This is a genomic window from Gilliamella sp. CG25, from assembly GCF_046635705.1.
GTDB classification, from domain to species: domain Bacteria; phylum Pseudomonadota; class Gammaproteobacteria; order Enterobacterales; family Orbaceae; genus Gilliamella; species Gilliamella apicola_I.
Genome location: NZ_JBIDFJ010000003.1, coordinates 138,938 through 162,957, shown reverse-complemented (window position 1 = coordinate 162,957; position 24,020 = coordinate 138,938). Strand labels below are relative to the sequence as shown.

General features: G+C 35.5%; 24 protein-coding genes. 14 read left to right on the top strand and 10 right to left on the bottom strand.

What is annotated here, in order from left to right:
* Positions 1–65 precede the first annotated feature (65 nt).
* Together ACGH6P_RS03725 and ACGH6P_RS03720 are read right to left on the bottom strand one after the other, a co-directional pair.
* A complete protein-coding gene (locus ACGH6P_RS03725) occupies positions 66–1,061 on the bottom strand; it encodes a peptidase U32 family protein (RefSeq protein WP_255556881.1) in 996 nt (331 codons plus the stop codon).
* Between the two features lie 306 nt (positions 1,062–1,367).
* On the bottom strand, positions 1,368–2,318 hold the full coding sequence (locus ACGH6P_RS03720; RefSeq protein ID WP_411596745.1) for a tetratricopeptide repeat protein: 951 nt from the start codon (positions 2,316–2,318) through the stop codon (positions 1,368–1,370).
* A gap of 425 nt (positions 2,319–2,743) precedes the next feature.
* Here ACGH6P_RS03720 and suhB point away from each other — a divergent pair, with 425 nt between their 5' ends.
* A complete protein-coding gene (gene suhB, locus ACGH6P_RS03715) occupies positions 2,744–3,547 on the top strand; it encodes an inositol-1-monophosphatase (RefSeq protein ID WP_220216323.1) in 804 nt (267 codons plus the stop codon).
* A gap of 108 nt (positions 3,548–3,655) precedes the next feature.
* Here suhB and ACGH6P_RS03710 read toward each other — a convergent pair whose 3' ends face one another.
* On the bottom strand, positions 3,656–3,982 hold the full coding sequence (locus tag ACGH6P_RS03710; protein WP_411596790.1) for a winged helix-turn-helix transcriptional regulator: 327 nt from the start codon (positions 3,980–3,982) through the stop codon (positions 3,656–3,658).
* 240 nt (positions 3,983–4,222) lie between these two features.
* Between ACGH6P_RS03710 and ACGH6P_RS03705 the strand changes: the two genes are divergently transcribed.
* Positions 4,223–6,412, top strand: a complete 2,190-nt coding sequence (locus tag ACGH6P_RS03705) for a heavy metal translocating P-type ATPase (RefSeq protein ID WP_411596744.1) — start codon at positions 4,223–4,225, stop codon at positions 6,410–6,412.
* Between the two features lie 91 nt (positions 6,413–6,503).
* Here ACGH6P_RS03705 and tilS read toward each other — a convergent pair whose 3' ends face one another.
* Both tilS and metC read right to left on the bottom strand, forming a co-directional pair.
* Complete coding sequence (gene tilS / locus ACGH6P_RS03700) at positions 6,504–7,784, bottom strand: tRNA lysidine(34) synthetase TilS (RefSeq protein ID WP_411596789.1); 1,281 nt, start codon at positions 7,782–7,784, stop codon at positions 6,504–6,506.
* A gap of 32 nt (positions 7,785–7,816) precedes the next feature.
* Positions 7,817–9,034, bottom strand: coding sequence for a cystathionine beta-lyase (metC, locus tag ACGH6P_RS03695; protein WP_411596743.1), 1,218 nt, complete (start codon positions 9,032–9,034; stop codon positions 7,817–7,819).
* 77 nt (positions 9,035–9,111) lie between these two features.
* Here metC and ACGH6P_RS03690 point away from each other — a divergent pair, with 77 nt between their 5' ends.
* On the top strand, positions 9,112–9,750 hold the full coding sequence (locus ACGH6P_RS03690) for a 4'-phosphopantetheinyl transferase family protein (protein ID WP_267350285.1): 639 nt from the start codon (positions 9,112–9,114) through the stop codon (positions 9,748–9,750).
* A gap of 52 nt (positions 9,751–9,802) precedes the next feature.
* On the opposite strand, the gene ftnA is transcribed toward ACGH6P_RS03690, so the two are convergent.
* Both ftnA and ACGH6P_RS03680 read right to left on the bottom strand, forming a co-directional pair.
* Positions 9,803–10,321, bottom strand: coding sequence for a non-heme ferritin (gene ftnA, locus ACGH6P_RS03685; RefSeq protein WP_267358913.1), 519 nt, complete (start codon positions 10,319–10,321; stop codon positions 9,803–9,805).
* A gap of 107 nt (positions 10,322–10,428) precedes the next feature.
* A complete protein-coding gene (locus ACGH6P_RS03680; RefSeq protein ID WP_267379642.1) occupies positions 10,429–11,202 on the bottom strand; it encodes a tyrosine-protein phosphatase in 774 nt (257 codons plus the stop codon).
* Between the two features lie 94 nt (positions 11,203–11,296).
* On the opposite strand from ACGH6P_RS03680, the gene pepB reads away from it, so the two are divergent.
* Together pepB and ACGH6P_RS03670 are read left to right on the top strand one after the other, a co-directional pair.
* Positions 11,297–12,589: an aminopeptidase PepB gene (pepB, locus tag ACGH6P_RS03675; RefSeq protein ID WP_411596787.1), complete on the top strand. Its 1,293-nt coding sequence runs from the start codon at positions 11,297–11,299 to the stop codon at positions 12,587–12,589.
* A gap of 153 nt (positions 12,590–12,742) precedes the next feature.
* Positions 12,743–13,348 carry a tetratricopeptide repeat protein gene (locus ACGH6P_RS03670; RefSeq protein WP_411596742.1) on the top strand — a complete coding sequence of 202 codons (606 nt, stop codon included), beginning with the start codon at positions 12,743–12,745 and terminating at the stop codon, positions 13,346–13,348.
* Between the two features lie 107 nt (positions 13,349–13,455).
* Here the strand turns inward: ACGH6P_RS03670 and ACGH6P_RS03665 are convergent, their stop codons facing one another.
* Positions 13,456–14,019, bottom strand: coding sequence for a peptidylprolyl isomerase (locus tag ACGH6P_RS03665; RefSeq protein WP_411596741.1), 564 nt, complete (start codon positions 14,017–14,019; stop codon positions 13,456–13,458).
* 310 nt (positions 14,020–14,329) lie between these two features.
* Here ACGH6P_RS03665 and ACGH6P_RS03660 point away from each other — a divergent pair, with 310 nt between their 5' ends.
* From ACGH6P_RS03660 to robA, 3 genes are all read left to right on the top strand, one after another.
* Positions 14,330–15,001, top strand: a complete 672-nt coding sequence (locus tag ACGH6P_RS03660; RefSeq protein ID WP_267379649.1) for a phosphoribosyltransferase family protein — start codon at positions 14,330–14,332, stop codon at positions 14,999–15,001.
* 105 nt (positions 15,002–15,106) lie between these two features.
* Positions 15,107–15,682, top strand: coding sequence for a Fe-S biogenesis protein NfuA (gene nfuA / locus ACGH6P_RS03655; protein ID WP_065558691.1), 576 nt, complete (start codon positions 15,107–15,109; stop codon positions 15,680–15,682).
* 94 nt (positions 15,683–15,776) lie between these two features.
* Positions 15,777–16,694 carry an MDR efflux pump AcrAB transcriptional activator RobA gene (gene robA / locus ACGH6P_RS03650; protein ID WP_267358902.1) on the top strand — a complete coding sequence of 306 codons (918 nt, stop codon included), beginning with the start codon at positions 15,777–15,779 and terminating at the stop codon, positions 16,692–16,694.
* Positions 16,695–16,752: 58 nt separating this feature from the next.
* Here the strand turns inward: robA and trpR are convergent, their stop codons facing one another.
* Both trpR and sltY read right to left on the bottom strand, forming a co-directional pair.
* Positions 16,753–17,034, bottom strand: a complete 282-nt coding sequence (trpR, locus tag ACGH6P_RS03645; protein WP_218837341.1) for a trp operon repressor — start codon at positions 17,032–17,034, stop codon at positions 16,753–16,755.
* Positions 17,035–17,045: 11 nt separating this feature from the next.
* Positions 17,046–18,983, bottom strand: a complete 1,938-nt coding sequence (gene sltY / locus ACGH6P_RS03640; protein WP_411596740.1) for a murein transglycosylase — start codon at positions 18,981–18,983, stop codon at positions 17,046–17,048.
* Positions 18,984–19,146: 163 nt separating this feature from the next.
* Between sltY and iscR the strand changes: the two genes are divergently transcribed.
* The 6 genes from iscR to hscA are packed head-to-tail and all read left to right on the top strand — an operon-like array spanning position 19,147 to position 24,008.
* Positions 19,147–19,596 carry a Fe-S cluster assembly transcriptional regulator IscR gene (iscR, locus tag ACGH6P_RS03635; RefSeq protein WP_065558570.1) on the top strand — a complete coding sequence of 150 codons (450 nt, stop codon included), beginning with the start codon at positions 19,147–19,149 and terminating at the stop codon, positions 19,594–19,596.
* A gap of 42 nt (positions 19,597–19,638) precedes the next feature.
* Positions 19,639–20,853, top strand: coding sequence for an IscS subfamily cysteine desulfurase (locus ACGH6P_RS03630; RefSeq protein WP_065558571.1), 1,215 nt, complete (start codon positions 19,639–19,641; stop codon positions 20,851–20,853).
* A gap of 15 nt (positions 20,854–20,868) precedes the next feature.
* Positions 20,869–21,255 carry a Fe-S cluster assembly scaffold IscU gene (gene iscU / locus ACGH6P_RS03625; protein WP_065558572.1) on the top strand — a complete coding sequence of 129 codons (387 nt, stop codon included), beginning with the start codon at positions 20,869–20,871 and terminating at the stop codon, positions 21,253–21,255.
* Positions 21,255–21,578, top strand: a complete 324-nt coding sequence (gene iscA, locus ACGH6P_RS03620) for an iron-sulfur cluster assembly protein IscA (protein ID WP_065558573.1) — start codon at positions 21,255–21,257, stop codon at positions 21,576–21,578. The genes iscU and iscA overlap by 1 nt, the downstream gene beginning before the upstream one ends.
* A gap of 14 nt (positions 21,579–21,592) precedes the next feature.
* Positions 21,593–22,111, top strand: a complete 519-nt coding sequence (gene hscB, locus ACGH6P_RS03615; RefSeq protein WP_220216337.1) for a co-chaperone HscB — start codon at positions 21,593–21,595, stop codon at positions 22,109–22,111.
* A 37-nt stretch (positions 22,112–22,148) separates the two neighbouring features.
* Positions 22,149–24,008 carry a Fe-S protein assembly chaperone HscA gene (hscA, locus tag ACGH6P_RS03610; protein WP_411596739.1) on the top strand — a complete coding sequence of 620 codons (1,860 nt, stop codon included), beginning with the start codon at positions 22,149–22,151 and terminating at the stop codon, positions 24,006–24,008.
* Positions 24,009–24,020 lie beyond the last annotated feature (12 nt).

Below are 24,020 nucleotides of genomic sequence, written 5' to 3'. Positions count from 1 at the left end.
AATGCCACTTTATTTTTAATAAGTGTCTTTTCCAATAATATGAATTTAAAGTCTAAAATATTCAATTATTGCCATTTACGGTGATAAGCACCCAATGTCGTTTGTGTTCCTTCCGACACAGAGCCTAATGTATCCATCCAATGTTGTTCAGCTTGAAATGATTGTGGGTTTGCTTTATAACGGTCAATTGCTTGTCGCCATACTTTGGTTACTTGCTCAACATAAGCTGGACTGCGTTGACGCCCTTCAATTTTGACCGATGCAATATTGGCAGCAAATAACTCGGGTAATAGCTCAATGGTATTTAAACTGGTTGGTTCTTCAATTGGATGATAAAGCTGTTCTCCAACAAAATAACGTCCTTTACATAGGGTTGGATAACCGGCATTTTCACCTTTTTTATGACAATCAATCAATACGTTATTCAAACGAGATTCAAGACCTTTGTCAGTCTCTTCCCATCGCACAAATTTAGCTGGAGAACATGCCCCAACCGTATTAGGTGATTCACCTGTTAAATAAGACGATAAATAGCAACGACCTTCAGCCATTATACATAAACTACCGAAGGCAAAAACTTCTAAAGGGACGGGAGAAACTTTTGATAACTGTTTAACTTGATGCATCGACAGAACACGAGGCAATACAATACGATGAACCTGAAAATTATTATAATAAAACTTGATTGACTCTTCATTGGTTGAAGAGGCCTGAACGGAAACATGGCGTTCAAGATTAGGGTACTTTTCGGCAGCATAATCAAGCATAGCAAGATCAGCAATAATTAACGCATCAGCACCAATGTTAGCCGCGGTATCAACCGCATGTTGCCAACGCTGAAAATTTTCAGGATGTGCAAAAGTATTTATCGCAATATGCAATTTTTTACCACGTTTATGTACATAATCAGCGGCTTCAATTAATCGCTTCTCATTGAAATTTAAACCAGCAAAATGACGCGCATTAGTATCATCTTTTAAACCAATATAAACGGCATCAGCACCATTATCGATGGCTATTTTTAGTGATGGCAATGAACCTGCTGGACAAAGAAGTTCCATAATAATTCCTAAGTTAAGTTCGGTAATTTATACGTCGTGTATTATGCAATAATTCCCAATTTAAAGCGACTAGAAAGCCAAGTATGCGATGAAAAAAGTAACAATAGTGAGGATTAAATAGATTAACTAACTGCCAGGAAAATTGCCAGAATACTAACTCTATTGCTCACAAATTGCAGTTGGTCAATCATGATAAATATTCTTTTATTTTGTACTTAAAATAGGACAAAATCACCTTAACGATAACGACTGATGAAGAGAAAAATCAAGGTGATTTTATCGACTGAATAACAATACAACGTATGATTATTGTAATTGGCAGGCGTCTTCATCGCCAGTATTTTGGCAAGACAGCTTAAAATAATGTTTAGCTGTGTTAATGTCTTTTTCTCGTCCCAGTCCTTGTTGATAAATAAGTCCTAAATAGTATTGTGATTCACCATGATTTTGTTCAGCAGCCAGTTCAAACCATTTTTGGGCTTGCCGATAATCTTGTTTAACGCCGTTTCCGTTAAAATATAGCCAACCTAATTTGAATTGTGACTCAACGTAACCTTTTTTCGCTGCTTTTTCATCTAATTTTCTACCTTTTACGTAATCTTGTTTCAATCCACCTTTTCCAAGATAATAAAAGTTAGCCAAATTATTATTTGAAACAATGGCATTTCCTTTTACGGCTTGTTCATAATACTTTCTTGCTTTGACGTCATCTTGTTTGACACCTCTTCCAGCTTCATACAAAACACCAAGATTTCCGGCCGCAGCTGGTTCTCCATGCTTTAATGCTTTTTCATACCACTTTCTAGCCATGATATAATTTTGATTGATTGCGTCATTTTTTAAATTGGATTCGATTCCTTTTGCTTTTGGCTTTTGAGCAATTAAATCATAAAAAAGTCCCATATAAAACTCGCCACTACTGTTACCGTTCAATGCGCCTTTTTCAATCAGTTTTTTTGCTTTATCTAAATTTTGAGTGACGCCTAAACCATTCAAATATAAGGAACCTAAATAAACTGAGGCATTTTCATTATTTTGTTTTACGGCTTTTTCATACCATTGAGCTGCTTTGGTATAACTTTGCTCAACTTCAATGCCTTTTTCATACATATAACCTACATGAAATTGTGCTTCTGCATCATTTTGGATAGTGGCTTTTCTGTACTCATCCTTATAATTAAGTTCTTGATTTTCATCAGCAAAAATGGGGTTGTTTACTGAAAAAAATAAGCATAAAATTAATATTAATTTCTTCATCCATTTTTTCCTATTTATAACAATTTATAGCAAATATATTGTATCAAATTACATCGATAATGGTTTATAAGTATCGTCTTTTAATAAAGTTTTATTAAATAAATTTGTAATATGTGAAAATTATTTAGCAATGCATACGGTGAAAATCAAAAATAATGTTAGTGATAAGTGAATAATATGTTGATAGGAATTATTTATGTAGCAGCTAGTCTCTTTGATAAATTATTAACGTATCAAAACATTATTTAATGCGGTGAATTTGGGATGTTGCGTTATTTTTCTCAAAATCAATAATATCGCTGACATTCCCAACATAATCTGGCAATAAGCTTATAAAACCTTTATACTATGCCGTAAATTTTGGTATCACTTTTTAGGTTTGCCAAAACAACCCGTTCTTTAACATCATCAATTGGAAGAAAATTATGCATCCGATGCTTAATATTGCTATTCGTGCTGCTCGCAAAGCAGGTAATGTTGCCATTAAGGCTTATGAAAATCCTAGTTCAATCGAAATTGATACTAAAGGTGCTAACGATTTTGCAACCAATGCAGATCGTGCTGCTGAAGCTTTAATTATTGAAACAATTAAAAAAGCGTATCCAGATCATACTATTATCGCTGAAGAAAGTGGTCTTGCTAAAGGTAGCGATGCCGATACGCAGTGGATAATCGACCCAATTGATGGTACCACCAATTTTATTAAGAATATCCCACATTTTGCTGTGTCTATCGCTGCTCGAGTCAAAGGTAAAACCGAAGTGGCAGTGGTTTATAATCCAATGAGCAATGAATTGTATACTGCTGCACGTGGTAAAGGTGCTCAGCTAAATGGCTATCGTATTCGTGTCAGCAATGCTAAAGATTTAAATGGAAGTATACTGGCAACTGCATTTCCATTTAAAGCGAAACAATATAGCGATAGCTATTTTGCAGTTTTACAAAAATTATTTACTAAATGCGGTGATTTTCGTCGCACTGGTTCAGCAGCATTAGATTTGGCTTATGTGGCAGCAGGTCGTTTAGATGGATTTTTCGAAATCGGTTTAAAACCTTGGGATATTGCGGCAGGTGAACTCATCTTACGTGAAGCTGGTGGTGTCATTACCGATTTTGCCGGTGGTAATAATTATATGGTATCTGGTAATGTTGTGGCTGGTAATCCACGAGTAGTGAAAGATTTATTAGTGTCTACTCAAAACGATTGGCCAGAAAAATTACGTAATTAATTTCTATTATGAACAGCGTTGTAATAACGCTGTTTCCTCTTATTTATTGCTTGTCTTTTTGATCACTAAGAAAAAGTAATTGATGCAAAGCATCTTGTATTAAAGTGATTATTGTTTAGGTTGGTCAGCTATTGCTGCCATTGTACAATTGATCTTTAGTCCTTGGCGATTTAAACAATGGCTTCCCCATTGATACATTGCTTCTAATACAGGTTTAATACTTTTGCCAAAATCTGTTAAGGAATATTCTACTTTTGGTGGGACGACAGGAAACACTTTTCGGTTGATTAATTGATTGGATTCGAGTTCACGTAACTGCTGAGTTAACATTTTTGGTGTGGCGCAAGGAATCTCTTTTCGTAACTGAGAAAATCTTAATGTTTTGTTTGTTATCAGTTTCCATAAAATTAATGATTTATATTTACCTCCAATCATATTGATTGTTGTTTCAACCGGACAGTGAATAACAGATCCCAAGCTTTGCTCGTTGTTATGGGTTTTAACTAAATGATTTTTCACTTAATGCCTCAATAGTATCTTTTTGGATAGTATATATCAAAAAAGTGCATTCTTGTTATTCGAATAATTAGTATTAAAATATTTGTTAAGTAATCAAAAAAATTTGTTGAGAACGTTTTTTAATCTTAACAACCCTCTCACCAAAGGATGCGTCAAATGAAAACAGTTGAATATAATTTTTATGTTGAAGATATGAGCTGCGCATCATGCGTTAGTCGTGTTGAAAAGGCGATTAAAGAGGTTGATGGAGTAATTGATGTTAGCGTGAATCTAGCAACTGAAAAAGCAACCGTTAAAGCAAATTCAAATGTTAATTTAGCAACACTGATGTCAGCGGTAGATAAAGCAGGTTATCATGCGGTGAAAATGACGGATCAGCAAACACATGCAAAAGATACTGAAAAACAAGCATCACTTTGGCCGATTGTGGTGTCCATTTTATTCGCTCTTCCTTTTGTTTTACCAATGTTATTAGAGCCATTTGGTTTCCATTTAATGATGCCTGCATGGTTACAATTTATTCTGGCTTCGATTGTTCAATTCGGTCTTGGTGCTAAATTTTACCGAAGTGGTTTTAGTGCTTTAAAAGCTTTCACTGGTAATATGGATTTATTAGTGGCTATAGGTACCAGTGCGGCTTATGGTTTATCGTTATATCAATTAATTACAGGGCATTATGATCATCTCTATTTCGAATCATCTGTTGTAATTATAACTTTAATCTTAGTGGGTAAATGGTTAGAGTCAAGAGCGAAACATCAAACCACACAAGCGATCGAAGCACTTTCAGCATTAAGACCTGAAGTCGCTTTAGTCAGACAAGGGGATCACGAAATTAGTTTACCGATTAGCCAAGTTAAAGTGAACGATATTGTCGTAATTAAACCCGGTGAACGTATTCCAGTTGACGGTATTATTATGGAAGGCACATCCAGTAGTGATGAATCGATGTTAACTGGAGAAAGTTTTCCAGTTAATAAAACTGTTAATGATGTGGTCACGGGTGGTACCATTAATGGTGAAGGACTGATAATCGTCAAAACTACCGCTATCCAATCTGATTCAAAACTGTCTAAAATTATTGAAATGGTCGAATCTGCACAGGCTAAAAAAGCACCTATACAGCGAATTGTCGATCGTATCAGCGCAATTTTTGTCCCAGTCATTTTGATCATTGCTTTGATTACCTTATTGGCTTGGGGAATTATTTATCATGATTGGCAACAAGCATTACTTCATGCCGTTGCTGTATTGGTGATTGCTTGCCCATGTGCTTTAGGATTGGCAACACCCACAGCGATTATGGTTGGCACGGGTGTGGCTGCACGTCAAGGTATTTTGATTAAAGATGCTGAAGCTTTAGAAACCTTGCATAATGTTAACACTGTCGCATTTGATAAAACAGGCACCTTAACAGAAGGTAAACCTGACTTGGTGGAAATCGATGTCGTTGGAACTGAAACACCCGATCAGATTTTGTCACTTGCTGCATCGATGCAAGCTGGTAGTGAACATCCATTAGCAAAAGCTATGTTATCTAAAGCTAAAAAGTATGATTATGCGAAAAATATCACATCAGTAACAGGATCGGGCGTCATGGCAACGATTGATAATACCGAATACTATTTAGGAAGTTTGCGTTGGATGAAATCGTTAAACGCCTATTTTGTAAACATGGATGATAAAATAGATGAGCTAACCAGTAAAGGGTACACTATTTCATTTTTGGCTAAACAACAAGCTGAAGATAGTGTCGTGATACTTGCTTTATTTGGCTTTGCTGATGTGATTAAACCTGAAGCGAGAAATGCAATTGATGCATTACATCAATTGCATGTTAATACTGTCATGCTAACTGGTGATAATCAACAAGCGGCAAATTATGTGGGTCAACAATTAAATTTAGATAAAGTGATAGCCGAAGTGTTACCCCAAGATAAAGCCAACTATATTTATCAATTGCAAAAAGAGAGCCATACCAATACCAATAATCAAGTAGCAATGGTAGGGGATGGCATTAATGATGCGCCAGCGTTGGCTGCCGCTGATATCGGCATTGCCATGGGAACAGGTACTGATGTGGCAATGCATACGGCAAGTATTACCTTAATGCGAGGTAATTTATACCTTATCGCTGATGCTATTGATATTTCTCGTCGAACATATAATAAGATCAAACAAAACTTATTTTGGGCGTTTTTCTATAATTTAATTGGTATTCCATTAGCGGCATTTGGTTTTTTAAACCCAATGATTGCTGGCGCTGCTATGGCTTTAAGTAGTGTTAGTGTGGTGACTAATGCATTATTACTAAAACGCTGGAAGCCAAGAGCAGAAGCAAAATAAAATTAGCTTGTTAACCTTTAACTTAAGGGGCAATGGATAATGTCCCTTAATGGTTTGATAGCTGATTGATAATGAGCAAGTGGCTTATTTTCTAAGTGACACGAAAATCAATTTGCGAACCTTTTCCTTGCTCAGTCACAAACACGCCGACAGCACAAATAAGTTGTTCATTATAATATATCAAAGGGATGCGTGTTCGCATCCAAGGTGGAATATGGTGTTCTTGCCAAAGTTTCTTGATTGACCTTGAGCCTTGACGATTAACGATTTGAAGTTGTCCTTGAGCATGAAAGCGTACGGTAACATGTTCGTCTCTGTTCGGTAGACGACACGTTAAATCATCTTGATAAAGAGCATGTAACTCACCGATATGATCGGGTAAAACTAAAGGCGAAGTCAGATCCCAATTTATGACTTGTTGTTCAGTATCTTTATAGAGTGGCAATAGATAAAGTAAATTTTGATAACGGCGAATTTGCTTATGGTGTAAAACGAATTGCGGATTAGCATCGTTCTTTGCTTGAACAACGGTTTGCCAAATAAGTGCTAGTTGTTTTTGGCTAGGCATCATAACGTGTTGATGTCGTAGCCACATGCGTAAAATGGCATTGCGTTTATATTCTGAATAATCGCGTAATGGCGACAAGCGTAGCTGACCTTGCTGGGTTAATACTTGATGAAAATCGTTAAGTAACAGCTCGTTAATTAAAGCTTCTTGTTGTTGGCAAAGCGATGCACTTCGGGCAACCATTTGTGAAAACTGAGGCCAACGTTGATCAATAATTGGCAAAACATTTAATCTAAGAAAATTGCGATCATAATGGTCATCTTGATTACTTTCATCTTCTATCCAAGTTAATTGATGCCAATTGGCATACGCTTCTATTTGTTTACGTGAAATAGTGAGTAACGGTCGAAGATGTTGTTGGCTTTCAACGGGCATGGCTGATAATCCAGACGGGCCACTTCCTCTTTTTAAAGCTAGCAAAAACGTTTCGCATTGGTCATCAAGATGTTGTGCTGTGCATAGCATTTCATCGCTTTTCAAATGATGATAAATCGCTTTATAACGAGCATGTCGAGCTTGTTCTTCAATATTGCCTGCCGAGGTATCAAGCTTAACCTTTTCAATAATAAAAGGGATTTCCCATTGTTGGCATTGTTGTTGGCAATGGCTTGCCCAATTATCTGCATTTTGACTTAAACCATGATGAATATAAATGGCTCGTACTGCTAAATCAGCTTGTTGTTTCAATTTGACTAGTGCATGTAGCAATACAGTGGAATCAACCCCGCCACTATAAGCTACCAATAGCTTACGGTGTTTTTTTAAACATGTTGAAATGGTCTGTGTGATGGTTTGATCAATCATTACTTGACTTTGATTATCCATGTTTTTCCTGATTATACTAAGCTTTGTAGTGCATTTGCTTTATGATTATGCTGATTGATTCTTTCTAAACCAGCAGCAAGATCCGCAATTAAATCTTCAGGATCTTCAAGACCGATATGTAATCGGATGAGTGTGCCTGTAAAACTAATACCCGAAACAGGTCTAATTTTAGCTAGTTCTTCCGGTTGATTGGCTAAAATTAATGACTCAAATCCGCCCCATGAATAAGCCATAGAGAAATGGGTTAAATTATCCAGAAAATCGGAAAGTTGAACATCACTTAGGCGATCATGAAGTATAAAAGAAAATAGTCCACTTGCTCCCGTAAAATCACGCTTAAAAAATTCATGTCCTTTACAACTTTCTAATGCTGGGTGATTCACTGTTGCAACTTGCGGGTGATTAGCCAACCATTTTGCTATTTTTAATCCACTTTCATGATGTTGTTTTAATCTGATAGCTAAGGTGCGTAACCCTCGTGCTGCCATATAAGCTGTATCGGCATCGCACATTTGTCCCATTAAATAAGAACGTTCTCGTAGTCTATCCCAGCATCTTTCATTAGCAACCGCGGTACCTAACATTGCATCAGAATGACCAATTAAATATTTTGTGCCTGCCTGAATTGAGATATCAATATCATGATCTAAGGCTTTAAATAATATACCAGCAGCCCAAGTCGTATCCATCATAATGATAATATCAGGATTTACATGGCGAATCGCTTTAACGATGGCCGGTACATCATGCACTTCCATGGTAATGGAGCTTGGCGATTCTAAAAATACGACTTTGGTATTCGGTTTAATATGGTTAGTGATATAGCGACCAACTAAAGGTGAAAAGTAATCGGTTTCGACGCCAAGATCCTTTAAAATATGATTACAAAATTCTTGAGTTGGTTCGTAGCTGGCTTCGGATACAAGGATATGATCCCCGGTTTTTACAAAAGCTAAAATGGCATTTGCAATTGCAGCTGCACCACATGGATAAAGATAACATCCGGCTCCGCCTTCAATTTCAATCATGGCATCTTGAAGTGAAAAGTGGGTTAATGTGCCTCGGCGTCCATAGAATAGTGCCCCTTTGGCTCGATTTTCTGTTGCTTCTTTTTTTGCAGCGACAGTGTCGAAGACTAATGAAGAAGCACGCTGAATTACCGAATTTACAGCGCCTTGGGTATAGCGTTTTTTGCGACCAGCATTCACTAATTTGGTTTGTAATGACATGATGTATCCTTAGCTATCTGAGAAATTTTAATAACAGTTAGCATAGCATGCTGTTAAAATAGTAAAAAATAATTTTTATGAATACTGGCTTTTCAATTATGCTAATCGTCCAACTAGCCAATTTAAATACGGCGACAATTAATTATGCGTTGTTATCAGAGCAAATTATCAACGATGCCAATCAGATGAATGGGCAACGTAAAAAACAGTTTTTAATCTGTCGTTCGATATTAGCAGATTTGCTTAATCAGTATTGCCATTGCTCTACCTTGCCAACAATCGTAATCGGTGAAAATAGTCGCCCATGTTTTTTAGATCGAACTCTTCCTGATTTTAATATCAGCCATAGCCAAGATAGGGTAGCTGTCGCGATATCTTTAAACGGTAAAGTAGGTTTAGATATTGAACTGGCTCGCCAGCGTAAACACTATTTAAAAGTAGCAGAAAACTTTTTTGATGATGATGAATATCAATGGATGATAGCGCAAACCGATACATTATCGGCTTTTTGGCAATTATGGACGTTAAAAGAGTCTGCTTTAAAGCTGTATGCGAAAGGTGTTTGGCAAATGAAATCTGTGAAAATTGACCTTAATCACCAATTGATTCATGCTCCTTTTGCAAGTCATTTTTATTATCAATATCAGCAGATTGATGATGTCCATTTGGCGGTCAATAGTAGTGTGCCGATAACAAGGTTTATCTTACAACGTTAAAGACGCTAATCTGCCACATCAAAAAATGAAGCAGATTAACATGTTGTATTAATTATTCGTTGGTCGTTAATAAACCTGATTCACTTAACGTTTTGTTAAAATCTTTATCCATAAAGAATAGGTCACGCTTATTTTCACCGACTAATTCTAGTTTATCGACAATGCTTTTGAAGAGTTTTTCTTCTTCATGTTGTTCAGAAACATACCATTGTAAAAAGTTAAATGTCGAAAAATCTTTCTGTGTTAACGCATAATCAACTAGCGCATTAATTGCTTTGGTAATTTTAAGTTCGTGCTGATAAGCCACTTTAAATAATTCAAGTAAAGAAGGATATTGTGATTCAGGGGCTTCAATTTTGCCAATTAAAGCTAAGGAGCCACAATCTAAAACATAATCAAATAAACGCTCCATATGTTGGCGTTCTTCACCCGCATGATCTCTTAAAAACTTTCCGAAAGATGGAAAATTTTGGTCATCACACCAAGCACTCATTTGTAGGTACAGATTTGAAGAGTAAAACTCTAAATTTAATTGCTCATTAAGCTTTTTGACCATTTGATCGGTTAACATTTTTATTTCCTCACATTGCTATTTTATGACTTCACATTTCAATCGATAACATCGTTGATGTGATTATTATTTAAGTATAGATTAACTATCTATATCGTTGATATTGTCTAAATTAGATAAAGGTCTTGAAGTACCTTTCTTTTGTTATTATCTAATTGATATTCCTGAGCTAACCAATTATCAATAGTCTGATAACGCTGTTTAATTGCCGTTATTGCGGCGGTTAGGTACGCTTCTTTAGCAGCAAAAATCACTTTTTGATTTTCAAGTTCGGTTGCCGTTAATTGGTTTTTATTCTGATTAAGAATGGTGTCACGAAAATCTTTTAATAATTGTTCGGTAAGTAGATAGTCTTGCATGACAACGTCTTCACTCACGCCTAATGCAAACAGTGTTAAAGCGACACCAATGCCCGTTCTATCCTTGCCGACAGCACAATGCTGAACTAAGGGCTGCCCATTACCATTTAATAAAATGTCAGTGAGTTTTTGATAAGCAGGATTATTGAAAGGTAATAATTGATAAAGTTTGATCATAAAATCAAAGGGTGACGTTTTTTTAATGGTAAAAATATCATCTTCAATTTCTGAGGTTAAACTGGCTGTCACTTCATCACTTAATGGATTTGCCGGAACATTAATATAGTTGGCATTACGCCATAAATTGTCGGGATAGCGATTGATTTCGTTCGGATCTCGATAGTCTAAAATGTAGTGTAATTTTAATTCATTCGCTAAGAAGTCTTTTTCTTGTTCGCTAATACGTGAAAATTCACCTGCACGATATAATTTTCCTTTACGTATTTGACGTCCATCTTGTGTTTTAATTCCACCTAAATCACGAAAATTAATTCCATTTTTTATTGGTACAGCAGATGTCATAACGAATCCTTATTTATTCTTAACCTGCTTGCTATATTAGCATGTTTCTGATTAGAATTAAGCCATTGTTTTATTTTTATCAATAATTGGAGTTCTGCTTATGTCGATGTTATCTATTTTACTTTCTGAAAAACCTGCACCCTCGCAATGGGGTAAAGATGCACTACTGAGTTTTTCAGATGAATCAATTACCATTCATTATAAAACTGAGCATCGTTTAGGGGCAATTCAACGTGCAGGGCGTAAACTCGATAATCAAGGTATTAAATCGGTTAAACTTAGTGGTCAAGGATGGGATTTAGAAGCTTGTTGGCATTTTTGGTTGGGTTATCGTAATGCAAAAAACAACAATAAAGTCACTTGGGCAAAGCTGGATAGCAAAGATAAAGCAGAATTAACACATCGTCTGGCCATTATTGATTGGTGTCGAGATATTGTTAACCAGCAAGCGGAAACATTGAGCCCACTTGAATTAGCTACGCAAAGTGCCAAACTCATCAGTCAATATTCGACAGACGTAACATACAAAATTATTTCAGGCGAAGCATTAAAAGAGCATGATTATATGGGGATCTATACTGTTGGTAAAGGCTCAGATAGACCGGCAGCGCTACTTGAACTTGATTATAATCCGGGTAAAAATCCAACAACACCGATTACTGCTTGTTTAGTGGGTAAAGGGATCACATTTGATTCTGGTGGTTATAGTTTAAAACCAAGTAGTTTTATGGAGTCGATGCGCTCAGATATGGGCGGAGCAGCGCTAGTCGCTGGTGCATTAGCGCTTGCTATTGCACGAGGCATAAATCACCGTATTAAACTTTATCTATGTTGTGCAGATAACTTAGTGAGTGGTAGCGCTTTTAAACTCGGGGATATTATTTGTTATCGTAATGGTAAAACAGTTGAAATTGATAATACCGATGCTGAAGGGCGTTTAGTGTTAGCCGATGGGTTAATTTGTGCCGATAATGATAAACCACATTATATTATCGATTGTGCAACATTGACGGGTGCAGCTAAAATTGCGGTGGGTAATGATTATCAATCACTACTTTCATTTGATGATAAATTTGCTCAATTGTTATTGGCAAGTAGCGATATTGAACATGAAGCATTTTGGCGTTTACCGTTAGCCGAATTTCATCGCTCTCAATTCCCTTCATCATTTGCAGACATGTCCAATTCTGGATTACCTAATACAGCAGGGGCAAGTACTGCTGCGGCATTTTTATCACATTTTATTAAAAATTATCAGCAAAACTGGTTACATATCGACTGCTCAGCCACTTTCCGTAAAAGTGCAACTGCATTATGGGCAACGGGAGCAACAGGAGTTGGGGTCAGAACTATTGCTCACTTATTGAGTAAATTAAAAAAAGCATGATTCATTGTTAAGGGATGTAATATCTATTTATTAAAACCGATTAGTTTAATAATTCTTAATAATTTTTGTTATTGCTAATTTAAATTTTTTTCCTACAATAGGCAGAGTTTAAAATTTGTCAAATATTTATAATTTAGAGATATAAGGAAAGTTATGAAAAAAGTATTTTTTATTTTGTTAACAGTATTGTTTTCAAGTACAACCTACGCTGGCGAGTGTGAAAAATATTGGAATGCAAAAGAGTATGATAAAGCTTTTGATACTTGCCAAAAAGAAGCCGAACAAGGTGATAAGAAAGCTCAATTTTATTTGGCTCAAGCTTATGAGGAAGGTTTGGGCGTTGAGGAAGATTTGGATAAAGTATTATATTGGGTAACTAAATCAGCAGAACAAGGATTTGATCAGGCACAATATTATTTAGCACTAATGTATGATGAAGGTGAAGGTGTTGAAGAAGATGATCAAAAAGCTGTTTATTGGTATACAAAAGCTGCCGAACAAGGTTTAGTTGATGCTCAATATAATTTAGCGATTATGTATGATGAAGGGGAAGGTGTCGAAAAAAATAAAGAAACAGCAGTGTTTTGGTATAAGAAAGCAGTGGAGCAAGATTCGCCAGAAGCGTTAAATAATTTAGGTGTCATGTATTACTATGGTGAAGGAGTAGAAAAAAATAGACCGTTAGCCATTAAGTACTTTAAGAAAGCCTGTAGTCTTGGTATAGATGAAGCTTGTGATAATAAAAGCTTACGACGATAATATAAAATAAAAACAAATAGAATTAATTAAAAATATAGTCAAACTGAACTGTCTTAAATTGTTAAGACAGTTCTTTTGAATAAATGAAGTAGAATAAATAAAATCATTTATTCTGTTATGATAATTGCTTTTTTAATATAAATTGGCTCAATCGGTACATTTTGATGGGGGCCCATCCGTTTAGTTGGCACATTGACAATTTTATCAACAATATCCATTCCTTTTATCACTTTTCCAAATACTGCGTAACCATAATCTTTGGATGGATCGTGGTTGAGAAAATGATTATCGACGACATTAATAAAAAATTGGCTCGTTGCACTATCGATGACTCCGGTTCTTGCCATTGCGATCGTACCACGCACATTTTTTAATCCATTATCTGCTTCGTTTTTAATTGGGGCATTTGTTTCTTTAAATTTTAATTCACCGTCTGCTCCACCACCTTGAATCATAAAATTAGGGATCACACGATGAAAAGTGGTGTTTTCATAGAAACCACTTTTAACATAATCAAGAAAGTTTTTGGTTGTAATTGGTGCATGCTCATTGTCTAATTCAATTTCAATATCCCCCATACTGGTTTGCAACAATACTTTTGTATCTGCTAATGCAATGGGTGAAAGTAAAATTAAGCACAATGTGATGATTAATGATCTGATTTTATTCATTATATTTGTTCCTTAGTCCATTTGTTTGTTGATTATACCGAATATAAAATTTATTTAAATAACAATTGTGCAAAATACAAAAAAATTTTGTGAAATAGTTCGAGTTATTGTTTATTTAATATTTTTCAACATGTTAAACAAGATATTATAAGTAAGTTTTTGCATTTGAGTACTATTTTTATGGCTGAAAAAAGTATTTTTTTAACGATATGCGATGGTCTGAAAACAAACTCTTAGTATTGACGTTTTATCCTTTATTAAATGATTGTTTTAAATTTTTGGATGACATTATTTTTAAAGTTGGAGAATTATGCGTTGCTTCTTATGCAATATGCCATTATATTTGGCACATCATGGAATTTGTTATCAATGTTCAAAAAACATACCGAAATTAAACAAGGTATGTCCGCAATGTAGTTTACCGCATTCTTTATCCACTCAGATTTGTTATCGTTGTCTTGAAAATAAACCCTATTGGGATACATTAATTGCGACTAGCGAATACATTAATCCGTTAAAAAAATTAATTCAGCAATTAAAGTTTTATCATAAAACGGAACTGACATTGGCACTGGCAAGATTAATGTTTTTAACATGGTATAAAAAACGACTTGCAAATGAAATCATAAAACCGGATTTAGTCACTTGCGTTCCATTACATCATATACGTTATTGGTCAAGAGGATTTAATCAAGCAGAATTGTTGGCAAAAGTGATAGCGAAATGGTTAAATTGTGATTTTTATCCTCATTTACTCTATCGACATCAACGAGCAATAGATCAGAAAAAGCTTTCATTAAAAGAACGTAAACAAAATGTAGAAACACTTTATGAATGTCGAAAAAATCTTTCTCAAAAATCGGTGATGCTTATTGATGATATTGTCACTACGGGAAATACAATAAATGCTGTTAGTCAGCAGCTAAAAAAATGCGGGGCAATGAATATTCAAGTGATTTGTTTATGTCGCACAGTATTGTAAAATTGTAAACAGTCCCTATAATAACCAACATAGTTAGTCAACTATTACAACAAATCAATTAGCTAGTTTATTACCTAATTGCATCAAAAGTGAGGGGTTATGTCTATTATTACCATTTCTGAATCAGCTCAGCAACATTTCAAAAAACTACTAGCCAATCAACCACAAGATACACAAATTCGTGTCTTTGTCATGAATCCTGGTACGCCAAGTGCAGAGTGTGGTGTTTCTTATTGTCCTGCTGATACTGTAGAAGATAGTGATATAGAAGAAAAGTTTGCAGATTTTTCGGTATACATTGATGAAATGAGTGCACCATTTTTAGAAGAAACCGTTATCGATTATGTTACTGATGAATTGGGTTCGCAATTGACGTTAAAAGCGCCAAATTCCAAAATGAGAAAAGTCAGCGATGATGCACCTTTAATTGAACGCGTCAATTATACGATTCAAACTCAAATTAATCCTCAACTTGCTAGTCATGGCGGTATGGTAAGTTTAATTGAATTAACAGAAGACAATTATGTTGTCCTTCAATTTGGGGGGGGCTGTAACGGTTGTTCAATGGTTGATTATACGTTGAAAGAAGGAATTGAAAAACAATTATTAATGGAATTTCCTGAACTTGCAGGCGTAAAAGATGTGACTGAGCATCAAGCAGGAACACACTCTTTTTGTTAAGAAAAACTAAATAATTTGGATTTAAATCTTGCTTATTGCTAAGATTAAGTCATAATCGCATGATGTCTGCCAGTTCACTTTATGATGGGGTTTTATGAATCAAGTCAGCATTATTTCAGATCTTATCGTTTGGATTGAAAAAAATCTGGAGCAGCCTTTGTCTATTGATCATGTTGCTCAAAAATCAGGTTATTCAAAGTGGCATTTACAACGTATGTTTAAAGAAGTAACCGGTCAGGTACTTGGTACTTACATTCGTCATCGTAGGTTAACTTATGCTGCACTTTCTTTACGAATGACGAGTAAGCCGATTTTAGATATTGCCATGCAATATCGTTTTGATTCTCAGCAAACATTTACCCGTTCTTTTAAAAAACAGTTCAATGAAACCCCAGCAAGTTATCGACGCGCTGAATTTTGGGATCCGACAGGATTAACGCCAGCAATTGAACTTAATAAAACTCAGCTTACATTACCCGAACCCAAATTCGTTAATATGCCAAAACAGACATTTTGGGGTATTACTTATAAAAATAACTGTAATTTAAGTAAATTATTAGAGGAAGAAAATAAGTTGCGAGGGCAATTTTTTCACAATTATCTTTCTCGTTATACCCATAAAAATGAAATTCTGCCGGATAAAATTTATGCTTTTAACCGTATCTTGAAAAGTAAAGAAAATGCTAATGAACAAGAGTTACTTTATACTATAGCGTTAGAACACAATAATCATCTTGAGTATATTGAACAGTTTGTTAGCGAAGGTGGTCTGTATCTTTGTTTCAAATATATTGGCACACCAGAAAACTTTAAAGATTTTATTTCTCAGGTGCATTTAGCTGCGATGCCAGCTTTAAAAGTTCATTTACGTTCTGGATGTTTAATCGAAATTCACCATAACCGTGATAAAAATACGGTTGAAACGGCAAAAGATATCCAACGTATGGAATGCGATTATTGTGTGCCAGTTGCAACAGAAAATGAAGTTCTTCTAAAGAAAAATTCGCAGTAATTCTAAGTTGTTATCTGTATTCAATCTTGTGACTAATTGTAATAACCTAGCATTATAATCAATTTAACAATGTTTTTTCTAACCATTGTCTAAATTCTGGTGATGCTTCTTTCAAACTGTTTGATCCACGTGTGACAGTGGCAATACCAATACCTAATTGTTCTTTAAGCTGTCTTTGATTTATTGAACCATCAAGTAAAGAGTGAATTATTTTCACTCGGGTAATTAAAGCATCACGTTCATCTGCGGTTAGCAGCAGTTTAAATATATCCAGTGAATAACCATCATTAAATGCTTGGTGTAATATTTCAACTGTTTGTTTCCATTCTTGAGTTTTCATAATGCCCACCATTAATAGGTTCTATTAAATTCGTTTGCGGTAAAAATATTATGCCTTTTTTGACCTAACAAATTTTGATAAATATAATCATAAACTAAAACATTTTTAACATAATTACGTGTTTCAGTAAAAGGAATACTTTCAATAAAAGCTACTGCATCAAGTTTACCATCACTATTATTTAACCATCGTTTAACTCGACTTGGTCCAGCATTATAGGCTGCTGACGCCAAAATACGATTTTTAGCATTTTGTTGATAAACATTATTAAGAAAATATGTCCCTAATTCTATGTTTGTCATGGGATCAGATAGCTGAGATGTTGATGTATAACTAATTGAGCTAACTTTTTTTGCTGTTTCTTTTGCTGTCGCCGGCATTAATTGCATTAAACCTTTTGCCCCAGCTGGTGATTGTATCGTGGCATCAAAAGCGCTCTCTTGACGAGATATAGCCAGCGCATAAGAAAGAGATATCTCTTTACCTTTTAATGCCTGTTTATATATATCTTCATACATAATAGGTAAGCGCTCTGTCCAATTATTCCAAAGTTTTCCAGATATTGTTGCTTGGATACTAAGATCTCCCCAACCTCTATGATAAGCATATTGAGCTAAATCTAAATATTCATTATTTTCAACGTGATTATTCAACATAAAGCGCCATTCGCGTGTTGATTCTGTTAACTTCTTCCAGAAACGTAATTCTTTAATTCGTTTTATAACAGTTTGATTATCATACTTAGATTTTAAATTTGCTATCTCGGCTTGCGTAATTTTTCTGGATTGGTTGTTAAGAGAATATTTTTGCTTAAGCAATTGAGCGCTGACCATGCCATAAAATCCACGATTAGCCGATAATTTTTTCAAAATGGTATTGGCTTCATTTTTTTTGTTTTGGTCTAAATAGACGCGAGCTTGCCAATATTGCCATTCTTCTTTTAATTTATCTTCGGGTGTTAATTGTGATAACCAATAAGCAATATCTTTATAATTATTTTCATCAATCGCAACACGAATGCGTTTTTCAACTAACGTTGTATCATGATACTTGGAAATGTAATCATCACGCCATTTAATTTGCTCATTTGTCGCAGAATCACTGAAAAATCTGTTTGCTAAATTTTTTTGTAATGCAATGAGTTCGGTTTCGCTTAGATGTTGCTGCTGTACCAGTTTTGGCAATAGTATTTGCGCAAAATTCATATCCGCTTTAACTACTCGAGGAAAAGAAGCCAATACAATTTTTTTAGTAAAATTGCTGGTTTTGATATTTTTAGAGAAATCCTCTAATTTTTTCGGATTATCTAATAAAGCATATAAATTACTTTTGGTTGTTTTATAGTCATTATCTAATAAATTGATTAAATATCGTGCTAATTTTAAATTATTCGCTTCTATGGCAAGTTCAATTCGTAACAAAATGATATTGTTTGTTTGTTTTCCAGCATCTTTCCATGCATTAAGAAGAGGATCACAGGCAGAAGGTAATTCTTTTCCTGTTAGCCACAATGATTCTACTGTCTCTATAACAGATTGATTACCCTGTTGTAACAAAGCGTATTGATAACGGCAGTTAGATTGAATTGAGTTATCTTTAGGAAAGTCAACAATAGCAGCCCAATCTTGACGATTGGTCAATTCTGATAAGAAAGATTGACTTAATGATGCTGTTAACGGAAATTTACTATACTGAGTGACAAAATTGCTCACCATATCTGGGGAAACCGTTTTGATATTTTTTTGAAAATATTGTACTGCAGCATAAGGATACAGTGGGTAATCTTTTAGCTCTTTTAAAAGAGCAGTTTGTTCATCAAGATTGAGTGATTGATATGAGTTAAGCCATTTTTTGTAATTAGCTCGTAAATCTTGCTGCGTATTAACCGCGATTGCACTTTTAGTAAAGAGTAATCCTATTATTAAAATACACTTTAATAGTGATTTCATTGCTCAACTCCTATATCAAATTAGTTTACTAGATTAGCATATTTCACCATTGTTCGTCGATGAAAGAACTTAAGGTTTAATTCCCACTAAAATAGTCAACTAAATACTTGACTAAAATTGAAGGATATATAAAATACCTTCCATATATAAAGGGGAATAAATAATGAAATTGACATCAAAAGGGAGATATGCAGTAACTGCAATGTTGGATATTGCATTACATTCTGGTTTAGGGCCTGTATCACTTGCAGATATCTCAGAACGTCAACAAATCTCACTTTCCTATCTTGAACAACTATTTGCCCGTTTACGTAAACATGGTTTGGTCTCTAGTGTTCGGGGGCCGGGTGGTGGCTATGTGCTTAGTCGAAGCATGGATCAAATTGCGATTAGTTCAATTGTTAAAGCCGTCGATGAAACGGTTCACGCAACAAAATGTTATGGTCATGATGGATGTCAAGGTGGTGTGAGATGTTTAACTCACACGTTGTGGAATGACCTAAGTGAACGTATCGATGAGTTTTTAACAAGTATCACTTTAAGCGAGTTAGTCAATAATAAAGAAGTTAAAGAAGTGGCTAGTCGACAAAGCAATCTAATATCAATAAATTAAGCAATAAAATTTGCACACAGATTTTGTCATTGGGAGTATTTAATGAAACTACCTATTTATATGGATTATGCAGCAACAACGCCTGTCGATCCTAGAGTTGCTGAAAAAATGATGCAGTATCTAACCCTGGATGGTATTTTCGGTAACCCCGCATCTCGTTCGCATAAATTTGGTTGGCAAGCAGAAGAAGCGGTTGATATTGCACGAAATCAAATAGCCGATCTTATCGGTGCCGATTCACGAGAAATCGTTTTTACTTCAGGCGCGACTGAAGCGGACAATTTAGCCATTAAAGGTGCAGCACACTTTAATCAAGCTAAAGGTAAACATATTATTACGTGTAAAACTGAACATAAAGCCGTGCTTGATACTTGTCGCCAACTAGAACGAGAAGGTTATGAAGTAACGTATTTAGCGCCTGAATCTGATGGAATATTAGATTTAAACAAACTCGCAGCGGCTATGCGTAGTGATACGACAGTGGTGTCTATCATGCATGTCAATAATGAGACAGGCGTCATACAAGATATCGAAAAAATTGGTGAAATGTGTCGTGAAAGAGGCATTGTTTTCCACGTGGATGCAACTCAAGCTGTTGGTAAATTACCGATTGATGTAACCAAATTGAAAGTAGACTTGATGTCTTTTTCAGGTCATAAAATTTATGGTCCAAAAGGTATCGGTGGGCTATATGTAAGACGTAAACCTCGTGTTCGTATCGAAGCCCAAATGCATGGTGGTGGTCATGAACGAGGTATGCGCTCTGGAACGCTACCTGTGCACCAAATTGTTGGTATGGGTGAAGCATATCGGATAGCAAAAGAAGAAATGGCTACTGAAATGCCACGTCTATTGGCACTCAAAAATCGGTTATGGAACGGTTTAAAAGATATAGAAGAAGTTTATCTAAATGGATCTTTAGAACACAGTGCACCAAATATTTTAAATGTCAGTTTTGCTTATATTGAAGGTGAATCGTTAATGATGGCATTAAAAGATTTGGCTGTATCTTCTGGCTCAGCCTGTACGTCAGCGAGTTTAGAACCTTCTTATGTATTGCGGGCACTAGGTCTTAATGATGAATTAGCACATAGCTCAATCCGTTTTTCACTAGGTCGATTTAGTACTGAAGAAGAAGTGGATTATGTTATTGAGTTAATCAAAAACTCTATTGATAAATTAAGAAACTTATCTCCGCTTTGGGAAATGTTTAAAGATGGTGTTGATTTATCGAAAATAAAATGGTCAGCCCATTAAAATTAGGAGTAAATTATGGCATACAGTGAAAAAGTAGTCGATCATTACGAAAACCCTCGCAATGTCGGATCGTTCGATCAAAACGATCCGAATGTTGGTAGTGGTATGGTTGGTGCACCAGCCTGTGGCGATGTCATGCGGCTTCAAATTAAAGTGAATGATGATGGCATTATTGAAGACGCGAAATTTAAAACTTATGGCTGTGGGAGCGCAATTGCTTCAAGTTCGTTAGTTACCGAATGGATTAAAGGTAAATCTTTAGATGAAGCACAAGCAATAAAAAATACGGATATTGCTAAAGAACTCGCTTTACCGCCAGTTAAAATTCACTGTTCAATTTTAGCTGAAGATGCAATCAAAGCGGCAATTGATGACTATAAGACTAAAAAAGGGCAAAGTTAATGGCTATTACATTAACCACAAGTGCCGCTGATCGTGTTCAAGCTTTTTTAACTAATCGTGGAAAAGGCATCGGTCTAAGATTAGGCGTTAAAACATCTGGTTGTTCGGGTATGGCTTATGTTTTAGAGTTTGCTGATACGATTAATGACGATGACAGTGTATTTGAAGACAAAAATGTCAAAGTTATCGTGGATAAAAAAAGCTTAGTCTATATTGATGGCACTGAACTTGATTTTGTTAAAGAAGGATTGAATGAAGGTTTTAAATTCAATAATCCTAATGCGCATAATGAGTGTGGTTGTGGCGAAAGCTTTAATGTTTAACTGAGGCATCAAGCGTGAATAATTATTTTGAGTTATTTCATCTACCTATTCAATTACCTGTCGATACTCAGCAGTTAACATTACAATATCAACAATTACAAAGACAGTATCACCCTGATAATTTTGCAACGGCATCGGATAGTGAAAAAATGGCGATTATTCAAAAATCAGCCATGATTAATGATGCTTATCAAGTATTAAAAAATCCTATAAAAGCAGCTGAATATTTCCTATCTTTGCAAGGCTTTGATGTGGCAACGGAACAACATATTATTCATGATGCAGATTTTTTAATGGAGCAATTTGTTTTGCGTGAAAAGCTAGATGATATTGAAAGTCAGTCAAACTTTGAACTATTAGATAGCTTTGGATCTGAAATATCAGGCCGCAAAAAAGATATTTATAATCAATTGTTGAACAATATATCGCAACAAGATTGGCAATCCGCTCTAAATCAAATCTACAAGATTCGTTATCTTACTCGATTAATAGAACAGATCGAAAAGTTACAAGAAAAGCAATATGCTTTATAATTTAAGATAAATAACACATCAAGTAGAGATAAGTTAAATGGCATTATTACAAATTAGTGAACCAGGTCAAACACCAGAACCACATCAACGTCGGATTGCGGTTGGCATTGATTTGGGTACGACCAACTCACTAGTTGCAACCGTTCGAAGCGGTAAATCTGAAGTCCTGCCAGATTTAGAAGGCGATTTTTTATTGCCTTCAGTTGTACATTATGGTGTTGATCATGATGATAATACGATTATCACAATTGGTAAAAATGCTAAAAACAGTGCTACTTCTGATCCAAAAAATACAGTAAGTTCAGTTAAGCGATTAATGGGAAGACGTCTTTCTGATATAGACACATCTCATTTTCCTTATCCATTATCCATGACAGAAAATGGTGTGCCATTACTAAATTTACCGAATCAGCAAGTTAATCCTATACAAGTGTCTGCTGAAATCTTGATTGCTCTAGCAGATCGGGCTAAAGCGAGTTTAAATGCTGAAATCGATGGTGTCGTCATCACCGTTCCCGCCTATTTTGATGATGCTCAACGACAGGCAACAAAAGATGCTGCTAAATTAGCTGGTTTACACGTTTTACGTTTGTTGAATGAACCTACTGCTGCAGCTATCGCTTATGGCCTTGATTCTGGAAAAGAAGGCATCATTGCTGTATATGATTTAGGTGGTGGGACTTTTGATATCTCTATTCTGCGTTTGCATAAAGGCGTTTTTGAAGTCCTTTCAACAGGGGGAGATTCTGCTCTTGGTGGTGATGACTTCGATCGTTTACTTGCGGAGTATATTAAAAACGAATTAGGGTTGATTGATCATCATGATGCACAGTTGAATCAGAGAATGATTCATCAAGCGGTTGACATTAAAATTGCACTCAGCCATCAAGATTCTGTCACGATAACATTTGATAATCAGGTCTTAACTATAACCCGACATCAATTTGAACAACTTATTGAACCGCTAGTTAAACGAACCTTAGCTGTTTGTCGGCGTGCATTAAAAGATGCTGATATTGATATCGATGAAATTGTTGAAGTGGTCATGGTGGGGGGATCTACCCGAATTCCGTTTGTGCGTGAATCGGTCGGTAATTATTTCAAAACAAAACCTTTAACTTCTATCGATCCAGATAAAGTCGTCGCTATTGGGGCAGCCATTCAAGCGGATATTTTAGTGGGTAATAAACCCGATTCCGATATGTTGTTGCTTGATGTAATTCCCTTATCTTTAGGCATCGAAACAATGGGCGAATTGGTTGAAAAAATCATTCCTCGTAATAGTACGATTCCTTGTGCAAGGGCGCAAGAATTTACAACGTTTAAAGATGGTCAGACCGCTATGATGATTCATGTTTTACAAGGTGAACGTGAAAATGTAGCCGATTGTCGATCGTTGGCGCAATTTATCTTGCGTGGCATTCCGCCAATGCCTGCTGGTGGCGCACATATTCGTGTCACTTTCCAAGTGGATGCTGATGGATTGCTAAGCGTAACGGCAATGGAAAAATCAACAGGTGTTGAAGCCGCAATACAAGTTAAGCCATCTTATGGGCTAACTGATAAAGAAATTGCAACTATGATTCAAGATTCCATCAATTACGCTCAACAAGATAAGCAAACTAGAATGCTTGCTGAACAAAAAGTTGAAGCAGCAAGAGTCCTTGAAAGCTTACAAAATGCATTAGATAAAGATGCTGACTTATTGAATGAGCATCAGCTTAATCAAATTTTAAATGCTAAACATCGTTTACAAGCGGTAAGCGAATCCAATGATATATACGACATTGAAAAGCAAATTAAAATTGTTGATAACGTGACGCAGGATTTTGCGGCTAAGCGTATGGATAGATCCATTCGTCAAGCTTTAACCGGTCATAAAGTTGATGATATTTAACTAACGAGATTA

Excerpts from the sequence above, each read along its gene's own strand:
- ACGH6P_RS03725 (WP_255556881.1), bottom strand. The coding sequence starts at position 1,061 with ATGGAACTTCTTTGTCCAGCAGGTTCATTGCCATCACTAAAAATAGCC.
- ACGH6P_RS03720 (WP_411596745.1), bottom strand. The coding sequence starts at position 2,318 with ATGAAGAAATTAATATTAATTTTATGCTTATTTTTTTCAGTAAACAAC.
- suhB (WP_220216323.1), top strand. The coding sequence starts at position 2,744 with ATGCATCCGATGCTTAATATTGCTATTCGTGCTGCTCGCAAAGCAGGT.
- ACGH6P_RS03710 (WP_411596790.1), bottom strand. The coding sequence starts at position 3,982 with ATGATTGGAGGTAAATATAAATCATTAATTTTATGGAAACTGATAACA.
- ACGH6P_RS03705 (WP_411596744.1), top strand. The coding sequence starts at position 4,223 with ATGAAAACAGTTGAATATAATTTTTATGTTGAAGATATGAGCTGCGCA.
- tilS (WP_411596789.1), bottom strand. The coding sequence starts at position 7,784 with ATGATTGATCAAACCATCACACAGACCATTTCAACATGTTTAAAAAAA.
- metC (WP_411596743.1), bottom strand. The coding sequence starts at position 9,034 with ATGTCATTACAAACCAAATTAGTGAATGCTGGTCGCAAAAAACGCTAT.
- ACGH6P_RS03690 (WP_267350285.1), top strand. The coding sequence starts at position 9,112 with ATGAATACTGGCTTTTCAATTATGCTAATCGTCCAACTAGCCAATTTA.
- ftnA (WP_267358913.1), bottom strand. The coding sequence starts at position 10,321 with ATGTTAACCGATCAAATGGTCAAAAAGCTTAATGAGCAATTAAATTTA.
- ACGH6P_RS03680 (WP_267379642.1), bottom strand. The coding sequence starts at position 11,202 with ATGACATCTGCTGTACCAATAAAAAATGGAATTAATTTTCGTGATTTA.
- ACGH6P_RS03670 (WP_411596742.1), top strand. The coding sequence starts at position 12,743 with ATGAAAAAAGTATTTTTTATTTTGTTAACAGTATTGTTTTCAAGTACA.
- ACGH6P_RS03665 (WP_411596741.1), bottom strand. The coding sequence starts at position 14,019 with ATGAATAAAATCAGATCATTAATCATCACATTGTGCTTAATTTTACTT.
- ACGH6P_RS03660 (WP_267379649.1), top strand. The coding sequence starts at position 14,330 with ATGCGTTGCTTCTTATGCAATATGCCATTATATTTGGCACATCATGGA.
- robA (WP_267358902.1), top strand. The coding sequence starts at position 15,777 with ATGAATCAAGTCAGCATTATTTCAGATCTTATCGTTTGGATTGAAAAA.
- trpR (WP_218837341.1), bottom strand. The coding sequence starts at position 17,034 with ATGAAAACTCAAGAATGGAAACAAACAGTTGAAATATTACACCAAGCA.
- sltY (WP_411596740.1), bottom strand. The coding sequence starts at position 18,983 with ATGAAATCACTATTAAAGTGTATTTTAATAATAGGATTACTCTTTACT.
- iscR (WP_065558570.1), top strand. The coding sequence starts at position 19,147 with ATGAAATTGACATCAAAAGGGAGATATGCAGTAACTGCAATGTTGGAT.
- ACGH6P_RS03630 (WP_065558571.1), top strand. The coding sequence starts at position 19,639 with ATGAAACTACCTATTTATATGGATTATGCAGCAACAACGCCTGTCGAT.
- iscU (WP_065558572.1), top strand. The coding sequence starts at position 20,869 with ATGGCATACAGTGAAAAAGTAGTCGATCATTACGAAAACCCTCGCAAT.
- iscA (WP_065558573.1), top strand. The coding sequence starts at position 21,255 with ATGGCTATTACATTAACCACAAGTGCCGCTGATCGTGTTCAAGCTTTT.
- hscA (WP_411596739.1), top strand. The coding sequence starts at position 22,149 with ATGGCATTATTACAAATTAGTGAACCAGGTCAAACACCAGAACCACAT.